Annotated in this window: 17 protein-coding genes; 8 read left to right on the top strand and 9 right to left on the bottom strand. The window is 53.6% G+C overall.

What is annotated here, in order from left to right; genetic code table 11:
- Positions 1–12: 12 nt before the first annotated feature.
- Together C5O23_RS03825 and C5O23_RS03820 are read right to left on the bottom strand one after the other, a co-directional pair.
- Positions 13–1,035 (bottom strand): branched-chain amino acid aminotransferase, encoded by a 1,023-nt coding sequence (locus C5O23_RS03825; protein WP_107031643.1) that lies wholly within the window; start codon positions 1,033–1,035, stop codon positions 13–15.
- A 136-nt stretch (positions 1,036–1,171) separates the two neighbouring features.
- On the bottom strand, positions 1,172–3,382 hold the full coding sequence (locus C5O23_RS03820) for an alpha-galactosidase (protein ID WP_107031642.1): 2,211 nt from the start codon (positions 3,380–3,382) through the stop codon (positions 1,172–1,174).
- A gap of 341 nt (positions 3,383–3,723) precedes the next feature.
- On the opposite strand from C5O23_RS03820, the gene C5O23_RS03810 reads away from it, so the two are divergent.
- Together C5O23_RS03810 and C5O23_RS03805 are read left to right on the top strand one after the other, a co-directional pair.
- Positions 3,724–5,784 carry a protein-disulfide reductase DsbD family protein gene (locus C5O23_RS03810; RefSeq protein WP_107031640.1) on the top strand — a complete coding sequence of 687 codons (2,061 nt, stop codon included), beginning with the start codon at positions 3,724–3,726 and terminating at the stop codon, positions 5,782–5,784.
- Positions 5,785–5,908: 124 nt separating this feature from the next.
- On the top strand, positions 5,909–6,457 hold the full coding sequence (locus C5O23_RS03805) for a DUF6155 family protein (RefSeq protein WP_107031639.1): 549 nt from the start codon (positions 5,909–5,911) through the stop codon (positions 6,455–6,457).
- 34 nt (positions 6,458–6,491) lie between these two features.
- Here the strand turns inward: C5O23_RS03805 and C5O23_RS03800 are convergent, their stop codons facing one another.
- The 6 genes from C5O23_RS03800 to C5O23_RS03775 all read right to left on the bottom strand — a co-directional run bounded on the left by C5O23_RS03800 (position 6,492) and on the right by C5O23_RS03775 (position 15,362).
- Positions 6,492–6,923: a DUF695 domain-containing protein gene (locus C5O23_RS03800; RefSeq protein WP_107031638.1), complete on the bottom strand. Its 432-nt coding sequence runs from the start codon at positions 6,921–6,923 to the stop codon at positions 6,492–6,494.
- 165 nt (positions 6,924–7,088) lie between these two features.
- Positions 7,089–8,426 (bottom strand): TlpA family protein disulfide reductase, encoded by a 1,338-nt coding sequence (locus C5O23_RS03795; protein ID WP_107031637.1) that lies wholly within the window; start codon positions 8,424–8,426, stop codon positions 7,089–7,091.
- 5 nt (positions 8,427–8,431) lie between these two features.
- Positions 8,432–10,009, bottom strand: a complete 1,578-nt coding sequence (locus tag C5O23_RS03790; RefSeq protein ID WP_107031636.1) for a hypothetical protein — start codon at positions 10,007–10,009, stop codon at positions 8,432–8,434.
- 35 nt (positions 10,010–10,044) lie between these two features.
- Complete coding sequence (locus C5O23_RS03785; protein ID WP_107031635.1) at positions 10,045–10,818, bottom strand: DUF4843 domain-containing protein; 774 nt, start codon at positions 10,816–10,818, stop codon at positions 10,045–10,047.
- Between the two features lie 35 nt (positions 10,819–10,853).
- Positions 10,854–12,308 carry a RagB/SusD family nutrient uptake outer membrane protein gene (locus C5O23_RS03780; RefSeq protein ID WP_107031634.1) on the bottom strand — a complete coding sequence of 485 codons (1,455 nt, stop codon included), beginning with the start codon at positions 12,306–12,308 and terminating at the stop codon, positions 10,854–10,856.
- 18 nt (positions 12,309–12,326) lie between these two features.
- Positions 12,327–15,362, bottom strand: coding sequence for a SusC/RagA family TonB-linked outer membrane protein (locus C5O23_RS03775; RefSeq protein ID WP_107031633.1), 3,036 nt, complete (start codon positions 15,360–15,362; stop codon positions 12,327–12,329).
- Positions 15,363–15,658: 296 nt separating this feature from the next.
- On the opposite strand from C5O23_RS03775, the gene C5O23_RS03770 reads away from it, so the two are divergent.
- From C5O23_RS03770 to C5O23_RS03745, 6 genes are all read left to right on the top strand, one after another.
- Positions 15,659–17,065, top strand: coding sequence for a chloride channel protein (locus tag C5O23_RS03770; protein WP_107031632.1), 1,407 nt, complete (start codon positions 15,659–15,661; stop codon positions 17,063–17,065).
- A 99-nt stretch (positions 17,066–17,164) separates the two neighbouring features.
- Positions 17,165–18,037 carry a prolipoprotein diacylglyceryl transferase gene (lgt, locus tag C5O23_RS03765; RefSeq protein WP_107031631.1) on the top strand — a complete coding sequence of 291 codons (873 nt, stop codon included), beginning with the start codon at positions 17,165–17,167 and terminating at the stop codon, positions 18,035–18,037.
- Between the two features lie 70 nt (positions 18,038–18,107).
- Positions 18,108–19,127: a phenylalanine--tRNA ligase subunit alpha gene (pheS, locus tag C5O23_RS03760; RefSeq protein WP_107031630.1), complete on the top strand. Its 1,020-nt coding sequence runs from the start codon at positions 18,108–18,110 to the stop codon at positions 19,125–19,127.
- A 54-nt stretch (positions 19,128–19,181) separates the two neighbouring features.
- On the top strand, positions 19,182–19,820 hold the full coding sequence (nth, locus tag C5O23_RS03755) for an endonuclease III (RefSeq protein ID WP_107031629.1): 639 nt from the start codon (positions 19,182–19,184) through the stop codon (positions 19,818–19,820).
- Positions 19,813–20,433 (top strand): trimeric intracellular cation channel family protein, encoded by a 621-nt coding sequence (locus C5O23_RS03750; protein ID WP_107031628.1) that lies wholly within the window; start codon positions 19,813–19,815, stop codon positions 20,431–20,433. The genes nth and C5O23_RS03750 overlap by 8 nt, the downstream gene beginning before the upstream one ends.
- The gene (locus C5O23_RS03745; RefSeq protein ID WP_161553546.1) at positions 20,430–20,867 is read left to right on the top strand and encodes a GtrA family protein; all 438 of its coding nucleotides are present in this window, start codon (positions 20,430–20,432) and stop codon (positions 20,865–20,867) included. The genes C5O23_RS03750 and C5O23_RS03745 overlap by 4 nt, the downstream gene beginning before the upstream one ends.
- A 518-nt stretch (positions 20,868–21,385) precedes the next feature.
- Here C5O23_RS03745 and C5O23_RS03740 read toward each other — a convergent pair.
- Positions 21,386–23,545, bottom strand: a complete 2,160-nt coding sequence (locus C5O23_RS03740; RefSeq protein WP_107031626.1) for a S9 family peptidase — start codon at positions 23,543–23,545, stop codon at positions 21,386–21,388.
- Positions 23,546–23,585 lie beyond the last annotated feature (40 nt).

The raw sequence follows: 23,585 nt of genomic DNA, 5'->3' as shown, positions 1-23,585 counted from the left end.
AATTGTCTTGGATCACTCTAATATAGTGCACCATCCGTGGACGTCCTCAATCTCTCCGAGCTGAATGCCGCGGAGCGTATTGTAGAGGCGAGTGGTGATGGGGCCCGGTTCGCCGTTTTTCGAAACGATATATTTCTCGCCGGTGTCAAGGTCATCGATCTCGCCGACGGGTGAAGCCACAGCGGCAGTGCCGACAGCGGCGGCTTCGTCGATATCGCGCAGTTCATCGACCGTGATGTGGCGGCGTTCAACCTTCACTCCCATATCCTCGGCAAGCTGCATGAGGCTCTTGTTGGTGATCGAAGGCAGTATCGAGTTAGAGGCTGGAGTGATGTAGACACCGTTCTTGATGGCGATGAAGTTGGCCGGACCGCATTCGTCGAGATATTTCTTTTCCTTCGGATCGAGATAGAGCACGGCCGAATATCCAAGCTCGTGGGCGTGTTCGCCGGCAGTGAGCGATGCCGCATAGTTGCCGCCCACCTTCCAGAGGCCTGTGCCGTTGGGGGCCACGCGGTCATACTGGCGCATGATGCAGATATTAGTCGGCTTGAATCCGGTCTTGAAGTAAGGACCTACCGGAGTAACGAGAATAATGAAAAGATATTCGGTAGACGGCTTGACACCGACCTGGGCCGAAATGCCGAGCTCGATCGGACGGATGTAAAGTGATGCGCCGGAACCGTAGGGCGGCACGAAGCGCTCATTGAGTTTCACCACTTTCAGCACCATTTCCTTGAATTTCTCCAGCGGCAGCGGCTCCATAAGGATTCCTTTGGCTGATTCCTGGATGCGGCGGGCATTTTCTTCGAGGCGGAACACTCGCACTTTGCCGTCCTTGCCGCGGAAGGCTTTGAGGCCTTCGAAAATTTCCTGGCCGTAGTGGAGACAGGTGGCGGCGATGTGGAGACTGATCTCTTCGCTTTGCGACACTTCGATCTCGCCCCATTTCCCGTCGCGGAAATAGCAGCGCACATTATAGTCGGTGGGGATATAGCCGAATGATAGGTTGCCCCAGTCAAGTTCCTGATTCATGATATGAGTTTTTATAGTTTATGGCAAAATTACATAAAAAGGCGCAAATTACTAAGTAAAATGCGCCAAAAAGTTTTAAGAATAAAAATCGACTTGAAATTCTGCGGAAAATCACAATGGAAATGCCGTCATCAGCTTACTTAGCTGTGACGCGCAGCACTCGTGAGGCGTAGTCGGTGTTCTTGTGATAGTCCACCTTGTGGGTCAGAGGAATCTCAAGTCCGTTCGACATCAGATAGCGGCCGCTGAAAGTCTTGCCCTCGAAACTCAGAGGCTCTTTGTCAATGCGGTTCAGCTCGGTGATCATATAGATCTTGTCGGGGTCGAGACCGGCCATCACCACACGCGGGAGCTGCTGGTTCATGAATGTTTCGGTCTTCCACCAGTAGAACACGGCGTCGTCTTTCTCCGGAGTGACATACATCAGCGAGGCCACGCCCTTTCCATCGTAAGGCGAGATCAGACGGTAGATGTCGCCGAACTGCACTATGGGGCGGATCTTCTTGTAGTCAGTGATGGCCTGACGGCACACGGCCTTGTCTTCATCGTTCATGTCGCGGGGCTGCATTTCGAGACCGAGACGGCCGCTCATGGCCACGTCGGCGCGGAATTTCACAGGAATTCTGCGGAAAGTCTGGTGGTTGGGTGAAGCCGAGATGTGCGATCCCATAGCAATGGCAGGGAAGAAGTAGCTGGTGCCCCACTGCATGTAGATGCGCTGCAGAGCGTCATTGTTGTCGCTGGTCCAGAATTCGTCAAACCAGGGGAGAATGCCCCAGTTGGCACGGCCGCCGCCGCTGGCGCAGGCCTGGATGGTCACATCGGGATGTGCCTTGCGGATGCGATTGAGCACAGTCTCGAATCCCTTGTGATAGTCTATGTAGAGATGGCTCTGATTGTCGGCGGTGAGATACTGCGAGCCGTGGTCCATGATCGGCGCGTTGGCATCCCATTTGATATAGTCTATGGCCGGATATTTGCGCATGAGGGTGTCAACGACGGTAAACACTATGTCCTGCACTTTGGGGTTGGCGAGATCGAGCACTAACTGAGTGCCGCCTCGTCCCTGAGTGGCCGGGCGGTTGGCAGCCTTTATTATGTATTCGGGATGCTTTTCGTAAAGTTCGCTGACGGTGTTGGTCATCTCAGGCTCGATCCAGATTCCGAACTTTATACCGTGGGTGGACGCAGAGTCGATCAGCGCCTGGATTCCGTTGGGAAGCTTGTTGGTGTCCACAACCCAGTCGCCGAGGGTGGTGCTGTCGTTGTCGCGGGGATATTTTTTGCCGAACCATCCGTCGTCCATCACGAAGAGTTCGCCGCCCATGTCGGCAATGTCCTTCATCATTCCGTCCATCACAGGCTCTGTGATGTTGAAATAGACACCCTCCCAGGAGTTGAGCAGCACTTTGCGCTCGGTGTTGCCGGCGTGCAGACGGTGGTTGCGTCCCCAGCGGTGGAAATTTCGGCTTACACCTGAGAGACCTTCTTCGGAGTAGGTGAGAGCCAGAGGCGGGGTCACGAAACTTTCACCCGTCTTGAGATGGTATTCCGAATTCTCCTCATTGATGCCGGCGAAGAAGTGGTGATAGTCGCTGTCATCAGTGTCGATAAACAGTTTGTAGTTGCCTGAATATTCAAGAGCCGCGCCCACGGTGCGGCCGGTGTTTTCCTGCGGCTTGCCGTCAAGCGAGAGCATGATCTCGGCGTGTGAGGTGTGGGAATTGCGCACTCCGTCTTTGTTTTTGATCATTCTGACCCCGTGGTTCAGCGGAGTCTCTGACACCTTGCCCTCGTTGGCCCATGAGCCGTAGAGCTGAGATAGCCATACGTTGCCGTAGCGCACCGGAAGGTAGCCCGACATGAAGCGGTTGAGGGTGACAGTGCCCTTTTCATTATTCTTTACATCGACCCAGGTCTCGATTACGTCTTCACCCGGATATGTACGGTAGTTTACGTTGAGGTCAAAAGGATAGACCTTGTCGCGCATGGCTATGGTGGTCACGTCGGCTCCGTCGGCATCTTTGCGGCTTGTGATACCGGTCACTTCAGTGTCGGTGGTTCTGTTGCCGTCGGCGTGGGTCACGCTCATGGCTGCTTCGGCCTGCGGATAGATACCGTAGACTGGATAGGCGTCGCGCCTGATGGCTCCTGCCTCCGAAAGGTTTGCTATGTCGGCATCACTGAGCCTGTTGCCATAGTGGAGGATGCGGAGTTTGCCCCCTTTTTCGGCGTCGAGTACAAGAGATGTGTTTGGGGTGGAGATGTTGACTGTCTCGGCAGTAGCCGGAAGTGCGGCTGTCATCAGCAGCAGCGCCGCTCCGGGCAGTAAAAGGAATTGCTTCATGGGAGGACTGAGGTAAAATGTAGGTTGGTTTTGTCTGTCTACAAAGATAATGAAATTTTTGAAAACCGGAGGCTGTGTCAAGCTCTTGCGCCAATAAAATGGCAAAAAAGTATGACTACTTCCTCATGTGGCAAAAAGTCATCATGCAGAGGTCGTTTTGGGCCAAAAGCAAGGCCGTTTTTGACTTTTTGAACAGCGAGAAACCGAAAAATCGTGCTTTTTGCAAGATTTACAATGACTTTTTACGTTTCCGTAAGGTAAAAACAGTTGCGATTGAGGAAAAATCATTACATTTGTGCTGTAAAACCAATCTAATTTAGCATTTCTCTTTTTTTGTAACCATGAGAAAGTACACTTTCACGCTTCTGCTTCTATTGTCGATGGTATGCAACATGGCCGTCGCGCAGATCATGAACCCCGTAAAATGGCAGGCCAAGGTCGAAATGACAGGCGATGTCCAAGGGCAGGTAGTTCTTACAGCTGCGATCAGTTCCGGCTGGCACATGTATGCGCTTGATTGCAACCCTGATGCCGGTCCCCAGATCCTTGAGATCTCTTATCCTAAACTCGAAGGAGTGACTCTCGAAGGAAAACCCACACCCAACAAGCCCTCTCACAAACAGTTTGACGAAATGTTTGGAGCCGAACTCTCATGGTGGACGCAGAGTGTGACCATCACACAGAAGTTCAAAGCCACCAAGCCTGAGTTCAACATCGACGTGATGATTGTGTGTGGCGCTTGCAACGATGAAAACTGCATTCCGCCGTCACGCTCTACATTCAACCTCTCAGGCACGGCCAAGATTGCCGCTGCCGTCTCTTCAAAAGATGAGCCGAAAGAAAAGGCAGAGGTGAAGGAAGAACCCAAACTTGTCGAGACTGCCGAAGTCGAAGTGGCTGAGGAGGCCGCGGTGCTTGTTCCGGCAGATTCCGTAGCCGCAGATTCTCTGACCTCCACCGCACCTGCAAGTGCAGGTGCCGACCTCTGGGCCCCCGTGTCATTCGAGGATTCAGAAAGCGCCGAGGACTTCTCGTCGACTTCTCTCTGGTACATATTCTTCACCTGCTTCCTCGGTGGTCTCGTGGCCCTCTTCACACCCTGCGTGTGGCCAATGATCCCGATGACTGTCAGCTTCTTCCTTAAAAAAGGGAAAGACCGCGCGAAGAGCATCGCCGATGCCTGCACCTACGGTCTGTCAATCATCATAATCTACGTGGCCCTCGGCCTGCTCATCACCGGTATCTTCGGCGCAAGCTCGCTCAACGCACTCTCTACCTCGGCCGTCTGCAACATCATCTTCTTCCTTCTGCTCGTGGTGTTTGCCATCAGCTTCTTCGGAGCTTTTGACATCAAACTCCCCGAATCATGGTCAAACAAGATGGATGCCACAGCCGAGAAGACCACCGGTCTGCTCTCCATCTTCTTCATGGCTTTCACCCTGACACTTGTGTCATTCTCCTGCACAGGCCCTATCATCGGCACTCTGCTCGTTGAGGCAGCCTCACAGGGCGACCTCTGGGGCCCGGCAATCGGTATGCTCGGCTTCTCGACAGCCCTTGCTCTTCCGTTCATGCTATTCGCCATGTTCCCCACAATGCTGCAGGCCGCTCCCAGCTCCGGCGGCTGGATGAATACACTGAAAGTGGTGCTCGGTTTCGTTGAACTCGCCCTCTCGCTCAAGTTCCTCTCTGTAGCCGACCTCGCTTACGGATGGCATATTCTTGACCGCGAAGCCTTCCTCGCTCTCTGGATCGTGATCTTCGCCCTGCTCGGCCTCTATCTGCTCGGCCAGTTCAACTTCGCCCACTACGGCCCGGCTGACAGAAGTGTCGGTGTGACCCGCTTCTTCCTTGCCCTCTGCTCGTTCTCGTTCACAATTTATCTGATCCCCGGTCTCTGGGGTGCTCCCCTCAAGGGAGTCAGCGCATTCGTGCCCCCGTTGTTCACTCAGGATTTCAACCTCTACGGTGACGGCTTCAAGGAATATGACGACTTTGAAGAAGGCATGAAGGTTGCCAAGGAGTCAGGCAAACCCGTCCTCATCGACTTCTCCGGCTTCGGCTGTGTCAACTGCCGCAAGATGGAAGGCGCCGTGCTTGACGAACCGAATGTCAAGGCCATGATCGAAGACAACTTCACAGTCATCAAGCTTATGGTAGACGAGAAGAAGAACCTTCCGGAGCCTATCACTGTTAAGGAATATGGCAAGGATATGACTCTCTACACCTATGGTGACCGCTGGAGCTATCTGCAGCGCTACAAATTCAACGCCAACGCCCAGCCCTACTATGTCATTCTCAATGACGAAGGCGAGCTCCTGTCAGGGCCCTATACCTATGACGAAAATGTGGCCCGCTTCTCCGAGTTTCTTGAAAAAGGCATCAAAGGCTATAAGAAATAAACTCTGATCAGAGTAGATCTGAATTCCACCCCATATGGGGGCTTAAAGAGGCGGCGTGTCGGACAAGCAGTGCGACACGCCGCCTTCCGTTTACGGCCACGCTATATAATCTGAACCTCACGACATGTCAAAAACAACTCTACGAAAATTACTCAATGATTTCAGCGACGTGCAGCTCCGGTCACTGATCATGGATGTCTATTCCCACAGTAAGGACGCGAGGGAATATCTCGACTTTCTGGCCGACCCTGATGTAATGAAGAAGACCGAAGAGTATAGGGCTATTCTCCGTAAAGAAGCCACCCGCTATGCCAAAAGGGCATTCCGCCCGCGCATATCGCGTCTGCGCTCTACTCTGAAACGCTTCCGCTCGCTCGAACCGGGCGATGATGCAGTGGCCGAACTGATGGTTGACACTCTGCTGGCTCTGATAGGCAACGGCGCGCAGACATGGCTCCTTGATGCTCTTTACACAAATATCGACAAATTCATGGCCGAGGTGATGGACTTTCTGCAGGAGCGCGACATGGTGCAGGACTATGTGCCGCGCATACTGAAAATGCGGCGCTATATAAGTGACTACCGTCATACAGTCAACCCGCTCCGGAAGATTGTCGACAGCAATCTTTCCAAAGCGGGCGCAGATCTGAGTCAGTATGATCTTGATGCGTGAAAGGCAGCTTTAACAGCCTCTGACAGGTGTGGCCTCAGTCGAGTTTTATCTCGGCTTCCGACATCTCGTCATATTCTTCCCATGAAGGGTCATTCTCTGTATAGATGGTCAAGGGAAGCAGGGGAAACGATTCAAGAGCCTCGTTGAGTTTGCGGCCGAAGATGTGGGTGCTCAGAGTGTAGAAAATCCAGTCGCGCTGACTGTCACCGGTAAAGATGCCGGTGAGCACAGCCACCGGATCTTTGTGAAACTCCTTCTGCAGAGCCTCCTGGACCTCCTCCATAAGGGTTGAAGTCTCCTTGTCAGGCATACCTTTGGCATCGCCCTCATATTTCCAGCTGACTTCCACGCGGATGTTGAAGCGCGGATTGGAGCGGAATTTTTCTACGTTTTTGCGGCCCGTGACGAGAATCAGTTTGCCTGATTCGCTTTCAGTGGGAGCCGTCCACCAGGTTCCATTTTCCATAAATCGACAGTTTGGTTCAGATAATGCGTTGCTCATATATTATATATGGATACAACGCTTCGGCAAAGATACAAAAAATCAGGGGATCACAAAAAATAGCATTTTTTGTGATCCCCTGATTTTTTTGTGGCCGATGATCGGCTACACGTTAGCCGTGTGTACGGATTATTTCAGTGACTGAAGCAGGGCCTTGATCTTTTCTGAGCTCGGGCGCGGTGCATCGTAATCCAGAAGCTTGCCCTCGCGGTCATAGATCAGGAAGTGTGGGATTCCACGGATGTTGAGTTGTTTGGGCAGCTCACCGTCACTGTTCCAGAGCTGGTTGCCGTGCATGTTGAGTTGTCCCATCTTCTTGAGCCAGGGTTCTTTGGCGGAGTCGATTGAGATCGAGACGAAAACCACGTCTGAATTCTCGAAATCCTTTTCAAGTTCCTGAAGATACGGAACCTCTTTGCAGCACGGTCCGCACCATGAAGCCCAAAGGTCTACATAGACGAATTTTCCTTTGAATTTACTGAAATCAACCTTGTTTCCCTCGTTGTCTACGAGTGTCACTCCGGCAGGGAAAGGAGTGCCGGGTATTGTGGCGAGGCGTGCGCGGAAAATTGTGAGATAGGTCTGTGGCAGCGAGTACTGTTCGACAACGGCTTTCAGACGGGCCTCACCATTGGCAAAATCATTGGCATAGTCAAAGGAATCGATAAAGGAGCTGACAAGTAGCTCTCTGATGCGGCCTTTGATCTCCGGAGTTTTGTATATGTTGTCAAGAGCCGCGAGGCGTTCCTCCAGAGTGCCTTGGGGCAGGCTGGCGATGATAATCTGCGGTGCGGTGGGGAAAGATGCAGCCATCGGTGTGTCAAGCACGGTGGATGCGGCGGGCAGAATATCGGCTGAGCCGAAGCCGAGCTGGCGTTTGGCCCGCATGGTCATATAGTCGGCGAAGCGATAGGCGTCAGAGGCTGCGATATAGGCCTGGATACGCATGAAATCAGCCACTGCGGTAGGCAGATGGCCGAGACCGATAAGCGAATCGGCTTCTGTGATACAGCCTGTAAGCATGCTTCTGATCTGTTCAGGACTAAGGCTTTCAGCTTTTGCGCCAAGTATTTTAGAATTCTGAGTCTGTGAGGTGGTGTAGGTGTTAAGAGCCGAATTGACATTGTCAGAGAGTGAGGTGGCAGTGGTGGTGCCGTCAAGAATCAGTGAGAATTCTGATGCCGGTTTATCAGCCGGAATATAGAACGGAAGTGAATACTGAGCGTTTGAGTTTGAGACAAACAGATAGTAAAGCCCGTCAGGATTGACATTGACCTGGCCTTTGGCGTTGCGGCGGCTTTCATCTGCGGTCAGTTCCACAAGTGCTTCTCTGGATGTATCGTTGACAGGACGTACGAACATTCTGAGGTCCTCAGCCGGCATGCCGACGGTCAGATCCAGAGTTGCGGCTCCGGCAGGAATGGCGGTGCACATGGCCAAAGCGATGGTGATATAAGTTGATTTCATGATGCTTAATTGGAGATACTGGGTTTATAGGTAATGTATGAAATACGGTCGGCGCAATCGGGATATGTGGCCATAGGCGCAGGATTCGGGTTGTCGGTGCGGATATCACTCACGTTATAGAAATAGAGGTTGCCGCGGCCGGTATTGTTGTCAACAGTCGCCACGATAAGAGATTCCGATCCGCTCTGGGTGCTGATGGTCATATAGGTGATCTCTTCGTTTGAAGGATAGGTGACGGCTGCCTGAGAGACCGGCGGGAAGTTATAGATGCTTTCGTTTCTGAGCATCACGAAAATCTGATTTCCTTTTGAGAAGAATCCGCGGCGGTATGTGTTCGAGCATACTATCTGTGAATTCTGGTCAGGCAGTGCAGTCGATGCGTCGGCTGTGACTACGTTGCGCGATGAGAATCTGAGGCCGTCTGTGTAGTCTCCGATGCCCACAAAAGCTGTGGAGTAGATCTGTCCGGTGGTCTTGTTGCGGGTGATGAGTGTGGCCGGATATGAAGTGGTGCCGGTAGAGCCGGAAATGCCTTCACCCTTGAAGATAGCAAGCAGTTCTTCATTGGTGAACAGCGGATAGCCGTTCTCATCTGTTTCATCAATCGTGTTTGACGATGACCATTTTGTGGGCGAATATGGGGCTGTGATTGAAAGCACGAGAGGTGACAGATTGACGTAATAAACGTCTGAAACCTGATTCAGCCCCACCTGATAGGTGTTGTTCTTGATCAGATCAAACTCCTCACCCTTGTAGAGACTGTCTTCAAAACCGAACATATACTGACTGTTCAGCGAGATATATTTCTTTGAGACATTGTCGACTATCACCGGAGTGATTCCGCTCATGAAGAACTGGTTGCCTTTGAATCCGGGCACAATGTCGTTGCATCTGATAGTCGATGAGATGACAAAGGTGTTGGGGTCCACATAGAGGCCCTCTTCAGTGGTCATAACCGCGAGTCTGCTTGTCTGCACCGGGCCGCTGCCGCCCCATGCATACCACTGGATGATCTGCGCTCCGATAAGCGAAGAGCTGCTGAGGTTGGGGTTGACGCGCTGCAGACAGTTCTCCATGATTGTCTGCTCCTGGCCGGCCTCGATTTCCTCGCGTGTCAGGTCTTTGATAAACACGAGATTGCCTTCGCCGGCGGCATTGTTGGAGAGAATCATGTAGCCCTGTTCGAATGTGCGGTTGATATTGATCTCATAGTCCTGCACGAGGCCTACTTCTCCGTCAGAGACCACGAGGTGGGCGTAGTAGCTGCCTCCCTGCGGGAAGAAGTATCTGAGCGTCTTGTCATTTGTGACAAATTCCATCGGTCCTTTCACGCGGTTGTTGAATGTGCCGATGCTCCATTCATAGCTCAGTTCGCCGGTGCCGTCATAGCGGATATCCGGCGTGATGACGCAGTCCTCGCCGTAGTTGAAGCTGTAGACCGGCATCTCCTCGTCGCCGGGCACGGTGACCGAGAGCCCCGGAAGCGGATTCCCGCCGTAGGATGAGCTGTCGTCGATACATGAGGTGGCTGTCACCGCCAGCATGGCGACAAAGGTGGGGAATAAATATGATTTTTTTATCATGATTCTTTACTTGCTTTGTTGTTTGGTCTCTTGTTTTACCATTCGGGGATAGAGTATGGCCAGCCGATTTCAGGATGATCGCGGTAGAGCGGAATGCAGACATAATTCTTGATGAATGCGCTGTACATGGCCAAAGGGCCTTGCACATACGCGGCATCGACGAAATAGTCTCCATACTTGTCAATCATTTCGTTGAAAAGATTGATGTCGGCCTTCGGGGCGTACTCATAGAAATACTGGAAGAAAAGCTGGGCGTTTTCAAACGTATATTCCGGCATTGGGGAGGTACTTGAGACTGACCACCATTCAGGCCGTACTTCCGGACGGATGTCGGAATAGGTGATGGTGAAGGAGTTCTCTCCGACTGACCGCAGGTCATCGTTTTCGCCTATGGTGAGCACAAGCGTTTTGGCCGATGTCAGTATCTCAGGATCGATGTCGCGGAGCAGATTGACCTTTACGGTGCCGCTTACAGCGTTTGCCGCGATGATGTTGTCGGTGATAGTGTAGTTCACACCTTCGGTCATGGTCGATTTGTCAGCTATGACCTCGATGTTGATAGTGCGGTCATAGTCCTTAGGCATGCCCATGAGCGTGACGGGGATCTCGATGGTGTGGACTGTGGCTATGTCAAAGTTGAAGGCATATTCGATCTCGTCGGCCAGATCGTTTTTCGAATCGCGGTATTCGAAAAAGACCGAGTCTTTCTGAGAGACATCATAGAGTTTGTAGTCATCCTCCGTACAGGCTGAAGCGGCCGTCGCCAGACCTGTGATCAGAAGGATGTTTTTTATAGACTTGAATTCCATATGTGATTTTTCTGAGTTTTTTTGTGGGGACGGTGTTAGTTTTTGTAATCGGGACGATATTCAAACTCTTCATCCGGGATGGGGAGCACATAAATATTGTCACTTGCGGGAATGACGCGGCTCTCTACGTTGGAGATGATGTCACGGCCAAGACGCTTCATGTTGAACCATTGCTGGCCCTCGCAGAAAAGTTCTTTGTGGAATTCATTGTAGATCCGCTCGGCAGTGAGGGTCTCTGTGTCGGGCAGCGGAGTGAGGCCGCGCGACGAGATTTCATCGTTGAAATATTTCAGAGCCTTTGAATAGTTGCTTTCCAGAAGTGCATCGGCTGCGATGAGATACATCTCGGCGCTGTGGATAAGGCTGATGCCGGTGATCAGGTTTGGACGGGCCTGCACGTTGCTGTTCTCGATGGTCAGATAGTCGACCATCTTGAGGCAGTAGGCCACACCGTTGCCCTGGCGGAACTGATTCTTGCGGTAGTCCTGGCTTGTCGACTCGGTGTCGGCCGAATAGACTGCCGACCATGACTGCAGATAGTTGGTTCCGCTGATGTCGTCAAACGGATTGTATGACTTGTTGGTCTCGTAGGAGTAGAGATAATCTGTGGCGGTGCTCAGATATTTGGTTGAGTAGAGGCCGAAAATAGTTTCTTTGGGAGAGAGCACTCCTGCCACGTAGTTCTGGACCTCGGTCACATCTACCAGCGGGAAACGCCCGCTGCCTATGACGGCTTCGGCATATTCGGCAGCCTTGCTGTAGTCGCCCATATACCAGTAGACGCGGGCGAGCAGTGCCTGCACTGCATAGAGGTTGAGGTGTGTCTCGCGCCAGTTAAGGAAACGGTCATAATTCTCGTTGTCACGCGGATAGACCATCACTTCCTTCTCCTTGAGCAAACTTTCGGCCTCTGTGAGATCGGCGATGATGAAGTCATAGCATTCGCCTACGGTCGAAAACGGTTTCACTGAGAAATTGAACGTCTTGACGTAGGGGATACCCTGCTTGGCCGGATCAGTCGGGGCGAAGAAGCGCAGCAGGTCGAAGTGGATCATGGCGCGGATGCCCAGCAGTTCGGCTTTGTAGAAGTCATAGAGCGGGAATGCGTCAGGCGATTTTTTGTCAAGGTTTTTCAGCGCGTTGTTGGCATAGCCGATAGCCTGATAGCCTTTGGTCCACATGGCAAGAAAGCGCCCGCGGGTCACGGCGTTGCTCTTGTAGTCATATTTGCCGAGGTCGGTTCCGAATGTGTCGGTGCATTTGAGGTCCTGCGAAAGTATTTCGGCCACGCCCCATACCATATCCATGCCGTAGAGGGCGCTTTCGGTCATGTAGCCATAGACTCCGTAGATGGCATCTTCAAAGCCTTTGGCCGTTTCGAACTGGTCGTTCTCAACCTGTTCGCCTTTCGGCCTTACGTCCAGAAAATCATCGCAGGAGCTTGCGGTGAGGGCCAGGACCGAAAGTAAGGTAAGATATATTTTTTTCATTGTCGTGTCTGTGGAGGGTTAGAATGTCACACTGAGCGAGAGGTTCACGCTGCGGCTGAAGGGGTAGTTGGTGCCGCGTTCATATTTGGCGCTGGTCAGACGGAAGAGGTCTTCGGCTCCGGCGCTCACATAGAGGCGCTGCAGACCGAGGGGGGTGATCCAGTTCTGAGGCACGTTGTATTGCAGGGTGATGCTTGACAGCCAGAGCTCGTTGTCTTTCTCGATGAAGCGGTCGGTATAGTTGAATGTCGACCCGCCGTTCTGCGAGATGGCGAGATAGGGCACCCGGTCGCCGGGTTTCTTCCAGCGTTCGGTGAACGCGCGGATGTCCACGTTCTGGCGCGGGTCCACGTTCTCTACTTTGGCCATACGTGTCGAGTTGTACATGTCGCCGCCGAAACGATAGGAGAAGTTGAGGTTCATCGAGAGGTTCTTCCAGGTCACCAGCGATGAGAATGTTCCCTGGAGGGTCGGGTTGGTGTCACCGCAGGCTACCTGGTCGGCTGTGTCATATTCATAGGTATATGAGCCGTCTTTCTTGATGAAGATTTCTTTGCCTGAGGCGGGGTCGATACCGGCGGAGCGCACGGCATAGATGGCTGTGGGCGATTCGCCTTCGCGGAACTGCAGGCGGGGGGCCACTTCGTCGTTGACCTGCGAGTTGTTCTCGTTCTTGCGCTTGAGCGCGTCAGAGATGTTCAGGATGGTGGTCTTGGAGTGGAGGCCGTTGACCGAGAGGTTCCAGCTCCAGTCGCGTGTCTGGATGATCTTGCCCCAGAGAGAGAATTCTATACCGTTGCTGCGCTGCTTGCCGAAGTTGTTCTTGACAGAGTTTGCGCCTGATGACGGCGGCAGGCTGACATCGATGAGCATGTCGTCGGTAGTCTCGCGGTAGTAGTCGAAGTTGATGTTCACGCGGTCGCCGAAGAGCGATGAATTCAGACCCACGTTGAACTTCTTGGTTGTCTGCCATGTAAGGTCGGGGTTGGCCATGCCCATCGGAATGGCGCCTACGCCCGCATAGTGAAGATAGTTGACCGAATAGAAGTAGGTCGAGATAGCCTGATATGAGTCGAACTTGACACTGCCGGTGTAGCCGTAGCTTCCGCGCAGGCGAAGGAGATCAACGAATCCGAGATCGCGGATGAAGCTCTCGTTGTGGAGGTTATAGCCGAGACCTGCTGACCAGAACGGCGCTGTGCGCTTGTCGGCGCCGAACTTCGAGGAGCCTGACAGACGGTAGCTTCCGTCAACCACGTAGCGGTTTTTCCAGATGAAGTTGGCTGCCGCAAATCCGCCTATGCTTGTCGATAGATCTTCTCCGCCATAGGGGAGCTGAGATGTTGAATAGGTGGTGGCATATGACAGATCGTCCATATCGTCTGAAAGGAAGCCGCTGCCGGTGAGGTAGCTGCTGGTTGTTTTGTTGCGTTTCACCTCCCAGCCGAGGTTGAGGGTGAACATGGTGCCCTGCTTGTCGAAATTGTGTATCCAGTTACCCACAATCTTGCCGCTCCAGTTGTCAGTGCCGAGGTTGCCTAACTGATAGGAGCCTTTCTGTTCGAGCGGAGCGCTGGCAAATGAATTGGATTCCGGCGACACGAACACGTCGCTTGTGCCGCGCGAGGTAGAGTAAGTGCCCTGGGCGGTCACGTAGAGATTCGGCTTGAAATTGTAGCGCACGTCGAGCGACACGTTCTGAGTTCTGGTCTGCGTCTTGCTGAAACTGCTCAGCGACGCCTCATAGAGAGGATTGCGCTTGCTGTAGGAGAGCTGTTTCAGAAGGTTGCCCCGTTCGTCATAAGGCGAGTCATAGGGATTGGCCGAGATATAGTCAGAGAACGATCCGTATTTCGAATTGTTGGTCTGCAGGCTGGTGTGGTCTGCGCGCAGAGTCACGATCAGTTTGTCCTGCACGCGATAGCTCAGATAGAGGTTCATTCCGTAGCGGTTGCGCCCGTCGTCTTTCATCACGCCGTTGATGCTCTGGTAGTCGGCCGTGATGTTGTAGTCGAGGCTTGAGCCGCGGCCCGACACCGAGAGAGAGTGGGTGTGGGAGAAGCTGTTGCGCACAGGCTTGGATATCCAGTCTATGTCGCGGCCTCCGCTGATGATTGCCAGCTTGTCGAAATAGCTCTGGTCAAGCGAGCCGTCGGTTGCATCATAAAGGCCGGCTATGCGTTCGAGCTCAAGCTTCTGGCCGGCGTTGCAGAGATCATAGCTGCTGAGGTCGGCGAAACTCATCTGGGGGGTGAATGTGTAGCGGACGCGCACGGGGGCCTGGGTCACTCGTTTGCGCTCGATGATGATCACGCCGTTGGCGGCGTTCTCGCCGTAGAGAGCTGTGGCCGATGCGTCTTTTAGGATGTCCACGCGCTCTATGTCCTGGATATTCATGTCATAGAGGGCCTGGAGCGTGCTCTCCACACCGTCAATGACGATCAGCGGCGAGTTCAGGCCCACTTCGTTGTTGGTGGCAAGCGACGTGGTGCTGCGGATCACAAGATCGGGGATGTTGTTGGGGTTTGAGCCCATTGAATTGTTCTGGGTGATGTTAAGACCCGCGTCAAGGGTGCTGATGGCCTGGAGAATGTTGGTGGGCGACACGCTCAGAAGCTCATCGCCTGAAATGCTCTTGGCCGCACCTGTATAGGTGTTGCGCTTGCGGGTGAAGTAGCCGTTGACAACTACTTCTTCCATCATCTCAGACTCTTCCTTCATGACCACTTCCATGCTCTTGCCGAACACTGGGGCCACTTCCTGGGAAGCATAGCCGATATAAGAGAAGCGCAGTTTGGCGCCGGAGGGAACACTGAGGCTGAATTCGCCGTCAAGGTTGGTCGAAGTGCCTGTTACTATCTTGCCGCCTTTCATGACGGCGACTGTAACTCCAGGCATCGGCAGGTGCTCGGCTTCGTCAAGGACCACGCCGTTGACTGTCCCGGAGTTCTGTGCAGACGCGCTTCCGGCAGCGAAAAGCACACAGACAAGCCATACAGCCAAAGTCCCGATCATCCGAGTTAATCCGGAGGGATAATGGTTAACTAAGTTCATTGCTTTTTGTTAAGAAGTGTAAAACTGATTGGGCGTTATATCAAAATGTTACTGTTTTACTCGCTTTGCGATAAATTTGATCTGTTTTAACAGACCTCAAAGATATGTATTTTATCATTAAGTAGCAAAATGTCAGTTTGTTTATTGAAATTTTAATTAAAGTGAAAATTAGTAGTGACGGGTATTATTGCATTGTCGCTTAGATGTTTATCTTTGTAGACGGTGTAATTTGCATTAATAAATATTAACTATTTGTGCCGGTAAAACCTTGCCGCTTTGAATTTTGTTTAAAAAATATGACGTTTCACCAGTTTCGACATAGCTCCGGATGGAAATTCAACCGGAGGTTGCTGCGCTTTCTGCTGTGGCGCCGCAGACATGTTTCCGACACGGCTTTTCTCTTCATAGTCGCCACGGTCACAGGTCTGCTTGCCGGAGCGGGGGCTTTTGTGCTGAAACGGCTGGTGGCCGGAGTCTCCGGACTCCTGGTGGCCGGGTTGCACAGCATGTCGGCCAACTGGGTTCTGCTGATCATTCCTTTGGCCGGAATACTGCTGACAGGTGTCTTCTGCCGCTATGTGATTCGCATGAAACTGGCCCACGGGGTCAGGCAGCTGATGAAAAATCTGTCTGAAAAAATCTACCGTCTGCGGGCCGCACTGACAGTCACTCCCATCCTTGCGAGCACCATCACCCTCGGATTCGGCGGTTCGGCCGGCTCGGAAGGGCCTATCGCCTATGCCGGAGCCGCTATCGGAAGTAACCTTGGGCGCGTCATGCGCTTTTCGCCGCGGATGATGATGGTGATTGTGGGCTGCGGTGCCGGAGCGGGCATCGCAGGCATCTTTAAGTCGCCGCTCGGAGGAGTGCTGTTCACTCTTGAGGTGCTGAGACTGCCGCTGTCCACAGTCTCGGTGCTGGTACTCCTGGTCTCATGCATCACAGCCGGCATGACGGCCTACATGCTGTCGGGCTGCACTCTCGACATTCCCTTTGCCCAGGGGGCAGGCTTTGATTCCTCGCTGCTTCCTTATGTGCTTTGTCTTGGCTTGTTCTGCGGAGCTTATTCATTGTATTACAGTCATGTGATGAAATCCGTCGGAACAATCCTATATCGCATTTCAAGCCCGTGGGTCAGAAATCTGGCCGGAGGCGCCATTCTCGCGCTGCTCGTGTTTCTGTTTCCGGTCCTCTATGGCGAAGGCTACGGGACGGTGGGGAAGGTAATCAACGGAGACTTCTCCACTCTTCTCAATGACAGCCTTTTTGCCGGATGTGGCGGACAGTGGAGTCTGGTGCTCTTTACCGGCGGAGCTCTCCTTGTGAAATGCTTCGCCACATCAGCCACAAACAATGGCGGAGGTGTCAGCGGCGACTTCGCGCCCACGCTCTTTGCCGGCTGCATGGGTGGATTCTTCTTTGCCTCGTTGCTTAACGGCCTCTTCGTCCTGCATCTGCCGGAGGCCTCCTTCGCCTACTTTGCTATGGCCGGAGTGATGGCCGGAGCCATCAGAGCGCCCTTGATGGCCATCTTTCTGACATGCGAGATGGGAGCGGCCTATTCTTACTTCCTGCCCCTGATGATTACGGCCACTGTCTCTTTCGGAGTAGTCAGGCTATTCACCGCTGACAGCTTCTTCTCACGCCACAGCGACCGCAACAACGGCCTGGTGGCAAGGCTGAGAGATCTTCGCAAGGGTTAATTAATGTAAAAATGCCGATTGCGGTTGGCCGACACCCCGATTCTGCGTAATTTTGCAGGAATTTAACAAAATAATCACACCTCATCACAACTTCTGCAAATGTTGGATTTTATAGTCTGGAATGCCGATCCCTTTCTGTTTCATATCGGAAACTTCGGAATCCGCTGGTACAGCCTGGCCTTCATGATCGGATTCCTCGTCGGCTACGAGATCGAAGCCCGTATCTACAAGCATGAGGGAGCGCCTGAAAAGTGGCTCAGCCTCCTGCTGCTATGGACCATAGCCGGCACCATAATCGGCGCCCGCCTCGGCCATGTGTTCTTCTATCAGTGGGACCTCTACAGGCAGGACCCCATCAGCATTCTCTATGTCTGGGAAGGCGGACTTGCAAGCCACGGCGGCACCATCGGGATTGTGCTCTGCATCATCATGTACTCCATCTTCACAACGAAGCGCAGCCCCCTCTGGGCCTTTGACCGCCTGGTGATACCGATTGCGCTTGTGGGAGGACTCATACGCCTGGGCAACCTGATGAACTCCGAAATTTTCGGCCACTCCACAGACCTCCCCTGGGGCTTCATGTTTGTGCGCTCCGCCGAGTGGCACCAGCTCTATTACGGCCAGGCCTGCCACCCGACGCAGATCTACGAGGCTCTGTGCTATTTCGCACTCTTCGGCCTGCTGATGTGGATGTACTGGAAAAAGAATGCCGAAGAGCGTCCGGGACTCATCTTCGGAGTCTTCTTCATCGGCATCTTCCTGCCACGCTTCCTCATAGAATTCATAAAGAATCCCCAGGTCGAGTTCGAACAGACAATGGTGCTCAACATGGGCCAGCTCCTCAGCATACCCTTCATACTCCTTGGCGTCGGACTGATTGTCTACGCCATGATGCGGCCCCGCCAACAGCTGACTTTCCCGAACCGCTTTGCTGATGCCGATGGGGATCAGCCTGCAAAAAAACGTCGCTGAGACCTCTCCGTTAAGAGGAAAATCACTAAATTTGCACTCCATCAAACGCATTCTAAACCGATCATACACGATGATAGACAAAATAAATCAGCTAAAGGCTGAAATCGAGGCTCTTGAAGCCAAGACTCCCCAGGATGTAGAAGCCCTCCGCATCAAGTATCTCAGCAAAAAGGGTGCCGTGTCGGAACTCATGGCCGATTTCCGCAACGTGCCCGCTGAGCAGAAACGTGAGCTCGGACAGAAACTCAACGAGCTCAAAAATCTTGCCACTGACCGCCTAAACGCTCTTCGCGAGGCGCTTGAGACCGCTGACAATACAGCCGCTGACATCGACCTCTCGCGCACAGCGGCCTCGATGCCCCTCGGAACCCGCCATCCGCTCTCGCTTGTCCGCAACGAAATCGTCTCGATCTTCTCGCGTCTCGGCTTCACCATTGCCGAAGGTCCGGAAATCGAAGATGACTGGCACGTGTTCTCTTCGCTCAACTTTGCCGAAGACCATCCCGCACGTGACATGCAGGACACTTTCTTCATCCAGCGCAACCCCGATGTGCTCCTGCGCACCCACACCTCATCCGTGCAGAGCCGCGTGATGGAAAAGACCCAGCCGCCAATCCGCATCATCTGTCCCGGACGTGTCTACCGCAACGAAGCCATCTCGGCCCGCGCCCACTGCTTCTTCCATCAGGTGGAGGCTCTCTACGTTGACAAAAACGTCTCTTTCGCCGACCTGCGCCAGACTCTGCTCTACTTTGCCCGCGAAATGTTCGGACCTGAAACCAAGATCCGCCTGCGTCCGAGCTACTTCCCCTTCACTGAACCCTCTGCCGAAATGGACATCTCCTGCAACCTCTGCGGCGGAAAGGGTTGCTCGTTCTGCAAACACACCGGCTGGGTCGAGATTCTCGGCTGCGGCATGGTCGATCCAAATGTGCTTGAAGCCTGCGGCATAGACTCCAAAGTCTACTCCGGCTTCGCCCTCGGCATGGGTGTCGAACGAATCACCAACCTGAAATATCAGGTCAAAGACCTGCGCATGTTCTCTGAAAATGACGTACGCTTCCTTGAGCAGTTCCAGGCTGCGCACTGAGAAGACGTTTTTCAGACATATTCCTGACATACTTCCGAAACCAAACAGTCTCTGATGACCGTCAAGGAACGCTATTCAAAAGTGCTCGAACTCTTTGCCTCGGCGATGCCTGTCGCCGAGACAGAGTTGCATTATGAAAACCCGTTTCAGCTGCTTGTGGCCGTGATTCTTTCGGCTCAGTGCACCGACAAGCGGGTCAACCTGATCACCCCGGCGCTTTTCGAGGCCTATCCGACACCTCAGGCCCTGGCTGCGGCCACACAGGAAGAGATATTCGAATACATCAGATCCTGCTCCTATCCAAACAACAAGAGCCGTTCGCTCAGCGGTATGGCCAGGCGGCTTGTCGAAGATTTCGGCGGCGAGGTGCCCTCGGATCTTGACTCGCTAACAAGTCTTCCGGGAGTAGGGCGAAAGACCGCCAATGTGATCCTCTCGGTGATTTTCGACCGCCCGACAATGGCGGTTGACACCCACGTGTTCCGCGTCAGCGAGCGCATAGGCCTGACCACCGGCAGCAAGACTCCGCTTGCCACCGAAAAGGCTCTTGTGAAATATATCCCTGAGGAACTGATACCGAAGGCCCATCACTGGCTTATACTTCACGGACGCTACGTCTGCAAGGCACGTCGTCCGGACTGTCTTAACTGTTTTCTGACATCAGTCTGTCGTTTTTATTCAAAAAATGGTTGAGTCGACATTCTTATTTATAATAGAGATTCTCGGCACGCTGGCTTTCGGAGTCAGCGGTGTCCGTCTTGCCGCAAAAAAGCATTTCGACTGGTTCGGCGCCTATACGCTCGGCGTGATCACCGCCATAGGTGGCGGTACGGTGCGCGATGTGCTTCTGGACATCCCTGTGTTCTGGATGCAGACATGGCTCTATCTCGCTGTTACGGGCGTTTCGTTTCTGATTGTGCTTGCCTTTACCAAGGTGCTCACTTCAGATTCCAAATCGCTTTTCATGTTTGATGCCGTCGGGCTTACGCTTTTCGTGATCACCGGCATTGAGAAGACCCTCGCCATAGGCTATCCGATGTGGGTGGCGATAATAATGGGCATGATCACCGGTTCGTTCGGCAGTATTCTGCGCGACGTGCTTCTCAACGAGGAACCTCTCTTTTTTCGCAAAGACATTTATGCCACAGCCTGCCTGGCAGGTGGCGCGCTCTACTGGATGACGGCTGTGTTCGGCGGTCCGGTATGGCTTCAGCAGTCGCTGTGCGTTCTGGCCATCCTCGTGTTGCGCTGGGGTGCACTGCGTTACGGATGGCATCTGCCCGAAATGAAGGAACGCACCAGATGAAGACTCCGCATCTGCATCGGACCGATGCCGCTCAGTTCGGCAAATATCTGCTCGTCGGAGGCGGCAACACCGCCCTCACTCTCATAGTGATCATAGGGCTGAAATCTGGCCTCGGCATCAATCCGTGGGTGGCAAATGCCTGCGGCTACGTGGCCGGAATGATCAATTCTTTTCTTTGGAACAAACTCTGGGTCTTCCATTCGCACAGCCGGCGTTTCCACGGTGAGGCCCTGCGCTTCCTGATAGGCTTCGGTCTGTGTTATGCCGTGCAGTTCGCGCTGACGTGGGCTTTGACACGGATGATGGGCGAGGCCGAGTGGCAGCTTCCGGGTGGTTTTGTGATGAGTCCCTACGGCCTGGCTACCCTCATTGGCATGGGTGCCTACACCGTCTGCAACTACCTCTACAACCGCCTCGTCACCTTCCACCGCTGATTTCTGCATAATCCGCTTCCGGCTCTGCAATGGATGTCAAAAAATAGAACAGCAATTGTCTTACAAGCAATTGCTGTTTTTTATGATATAGGTAAGCTACGATCCCATCAAGCACCCGTCTTGCGGACACCCGCAGGCCGCAGATCTGTTCGGGGCATGGTCCGGGATACGTCTTGTCGGGCTTGACTGCTGGCTGCAATCTGTATGGGGCATGTTGCGCGTGTTGAGACCGGATGGTGATGTCCGTCAGGACATCGATTTACTCGTAGCCCGTGACACCGGAGCGCAAAGCGCGAAGGTGTCACGGGTTTGCGATCCTCCCGGCATGTGGTGTCCGGCAGGACACCGGTTTACCGCTCCGGATGGGGTGCCTACGCATTATGACACTCCGTCAAGGCAGGGGGTGTATCTTTGCAGTAACTCAAAGGCGGTAAAAACTATTTGGGGAGCGGGGATAAAAAACGCAGCCCGCCATGAGGCGGGCTGCGCGTTTTGTTTATGATGAGAAACGTTCGGGCTTATTTGGCTTCGGCTTCAGTTTTAGCTGCGCTTTCGGGCTTGAGCCATTTGTCGAACCAGCGGAAGAAGAGGCGCTGCCAGAGGATGGCGTTCTGCGGCTTCAGAATCCAATGGTTTTCATCGGGGAAGATGAGCATTTCGGCGGGGATGCCACGGAGTTTGGCAGCGTTGAAGGCCATTTCGCCCTGCGATGAGAGGATGCGGTAGTCGAATTCGCCGTGGGTCACCATGATCGGGGTGTCCCATTTGTCAACGAATCGGTGGGGTGACATTGCGAATGTGCGCTGGGCTGTGGCGTTGTCTTTCTTCCAGAATGCGCCGTAGTCATAGGCTGTGGCGGTGTCGGCAGGGCCGTTTTTGGCGCCGTCACCCATGTCCCAGTTGGCAAACCACATTTCTTCGGTTTCGAGATACTGGGCTTCCATGTTGAAGATTCCGGCGTGGGCGAGGAAGGCGGCGAAGCGCTTTTCGTGGTTGCCGGCAAGCCAGTAGGTTGAGAAGCCGCCGTAGCTTGCGCCTGTGCAGCCGATGTGTGATTCGTCTACGTAGGGACGCTTTTTCATGAAGTCGACAGCCGCGAGGTAGTCACGCATGTTCTGGCCGGGGTAGTCGCCTGAGATCTGGGCGTTCCATTCGGTGCCGAATCCGGGCAGGCCGTGGCGGTTGGGGGCTATGACTATGTAGCCGTTGGCAGCCATGAGCGCGAGGTTCCATCGGTAGCTCCAGAACTGGCTGACAGCCTGCTGCGGGCCGCCCTGGCAGTAGAGAAGTGCAGGATAGGTCTTGGTGCTGTCGAAGTCCTGGGGATAGACGGCCCAGACGAGCATTTCCTTGCCGTCGGTGGTGGGAACCATGTTGCGTTCCACGCGGGGCATTTTCAGTGATGCGAGCAATTCGGTGTTGACGTTGGAAATCTGTTTCACTTCTCCGCCTTTGACTGCGCAGACTTCGTTGGGTGCAAGCATTGAGTGGCGCAGGGTGATGACGGTTTCTTCGTCGACGGGTGCGAGTGCGGCATAGTCACATTCGCCCTGGGCGACCACAGAGACGGTGCCGTCAAGGGACATGTTGAAGATGGGGCAGACGCCGTCACGTGCGGCGAGGAAGTAGAGCGATCTGCTGTCGGGGTTCCAGGCGATGGCATCGGCTGTGTAGTCCCAGTCGGCTGTGAGGTCGCGTTTCTCACCGGTTGCGGTGTCGAGCAGGAAGATGCGGTTCTTGTCTGATTCGTAGCCGTCATGTTCCATCGAGAGCCATGCCACGTATTTGCCGTCAGGGGAATAGGCGGGAGCTGTGTCGTAGCCCATCATGCCTTCGGTGAGGTTGCGTGTGGTCTTGTCTTCGAGTGAATAGAGATAGAGGTCGGAGTTTGTTGAGACTGCATAGTCAACTCCGGTCTTCTTGCGTGATACGTAGATGATCGACTTGCTGTCAGGAGCCCAGGCGAATGATTCTGATCCGCCGAAGGGGCGCATCGGAGCTTCATACATGGGTTCGTCTGACATGATGTCGGCGAGGTTGCTGACTTCGTTGCCGTCAAAGTCGCCGATGAAGGGGTGGGGGATTTCGGTCATCCACTGGTCCCAGTGCTTGTACATGAGGTCGTCGATTACACGGCCGGTGGCATCGGGCAGGTCTTCATAGAGGTCCTTGGCCTCGCGCATGAACTTGATGGGGGAGATGATCATGACTTTCTTTTCGTCAGGAGAGAAAAGGAAGCCTTCCACGCCTTTTTCAAGTTTGGTCACCTGTTTGCGGGCGCTGCCGTCGGCGTTCATGACGAAAAGCTGTGGCACACCTTCTACTGCGTAGGTGAAGGCGATCTGTCTGCCTTCGTTGATCCAGACGAAGTTGCTTTCCGAGCCGGCTGTGCGGGTGATGCGCTGCAGGTCGGAACCGTCGGGGTTCATGACGTAGAGGTCGGCATTGCTGCGGTTCTGCTCTACGCTTTCATATGAAATGTTGAACAGTACCTTTTTTGTGGCGGGTGAAACCTGCACCGCTGATACGCGGCCGAGGGCTTCGAGGGCTTCGATGTCAAAGACTCCTGTCTCGCTCTTGTAGTCGGGCTTGTCGATGATATCGGCTTCTTTTTCGCCTGCCCCTGCGCATGCAGTAAGAGTGAGTGCGGTTGCAGCCATGACAAGAATATTTTTCATAAAAACTGTGGTCTAAGTAATTAGCGGTTGTTTGATATGC

The organism is Duncaniella muris (assembly GCF_003024805.1).
In the GTDB taxonomy this organism is placed as follows: Bacteria; Bacteroidota; Bacteroidia; order Bacteroidales; family Muribaculaceae; genus Duncaniella; species Duncaniella muris.
The sequence above is the reverse complement of the archived record's forward strand: the minus strand, read 5'-3'. Positions and strand labels throughout refer to the sequence as shown.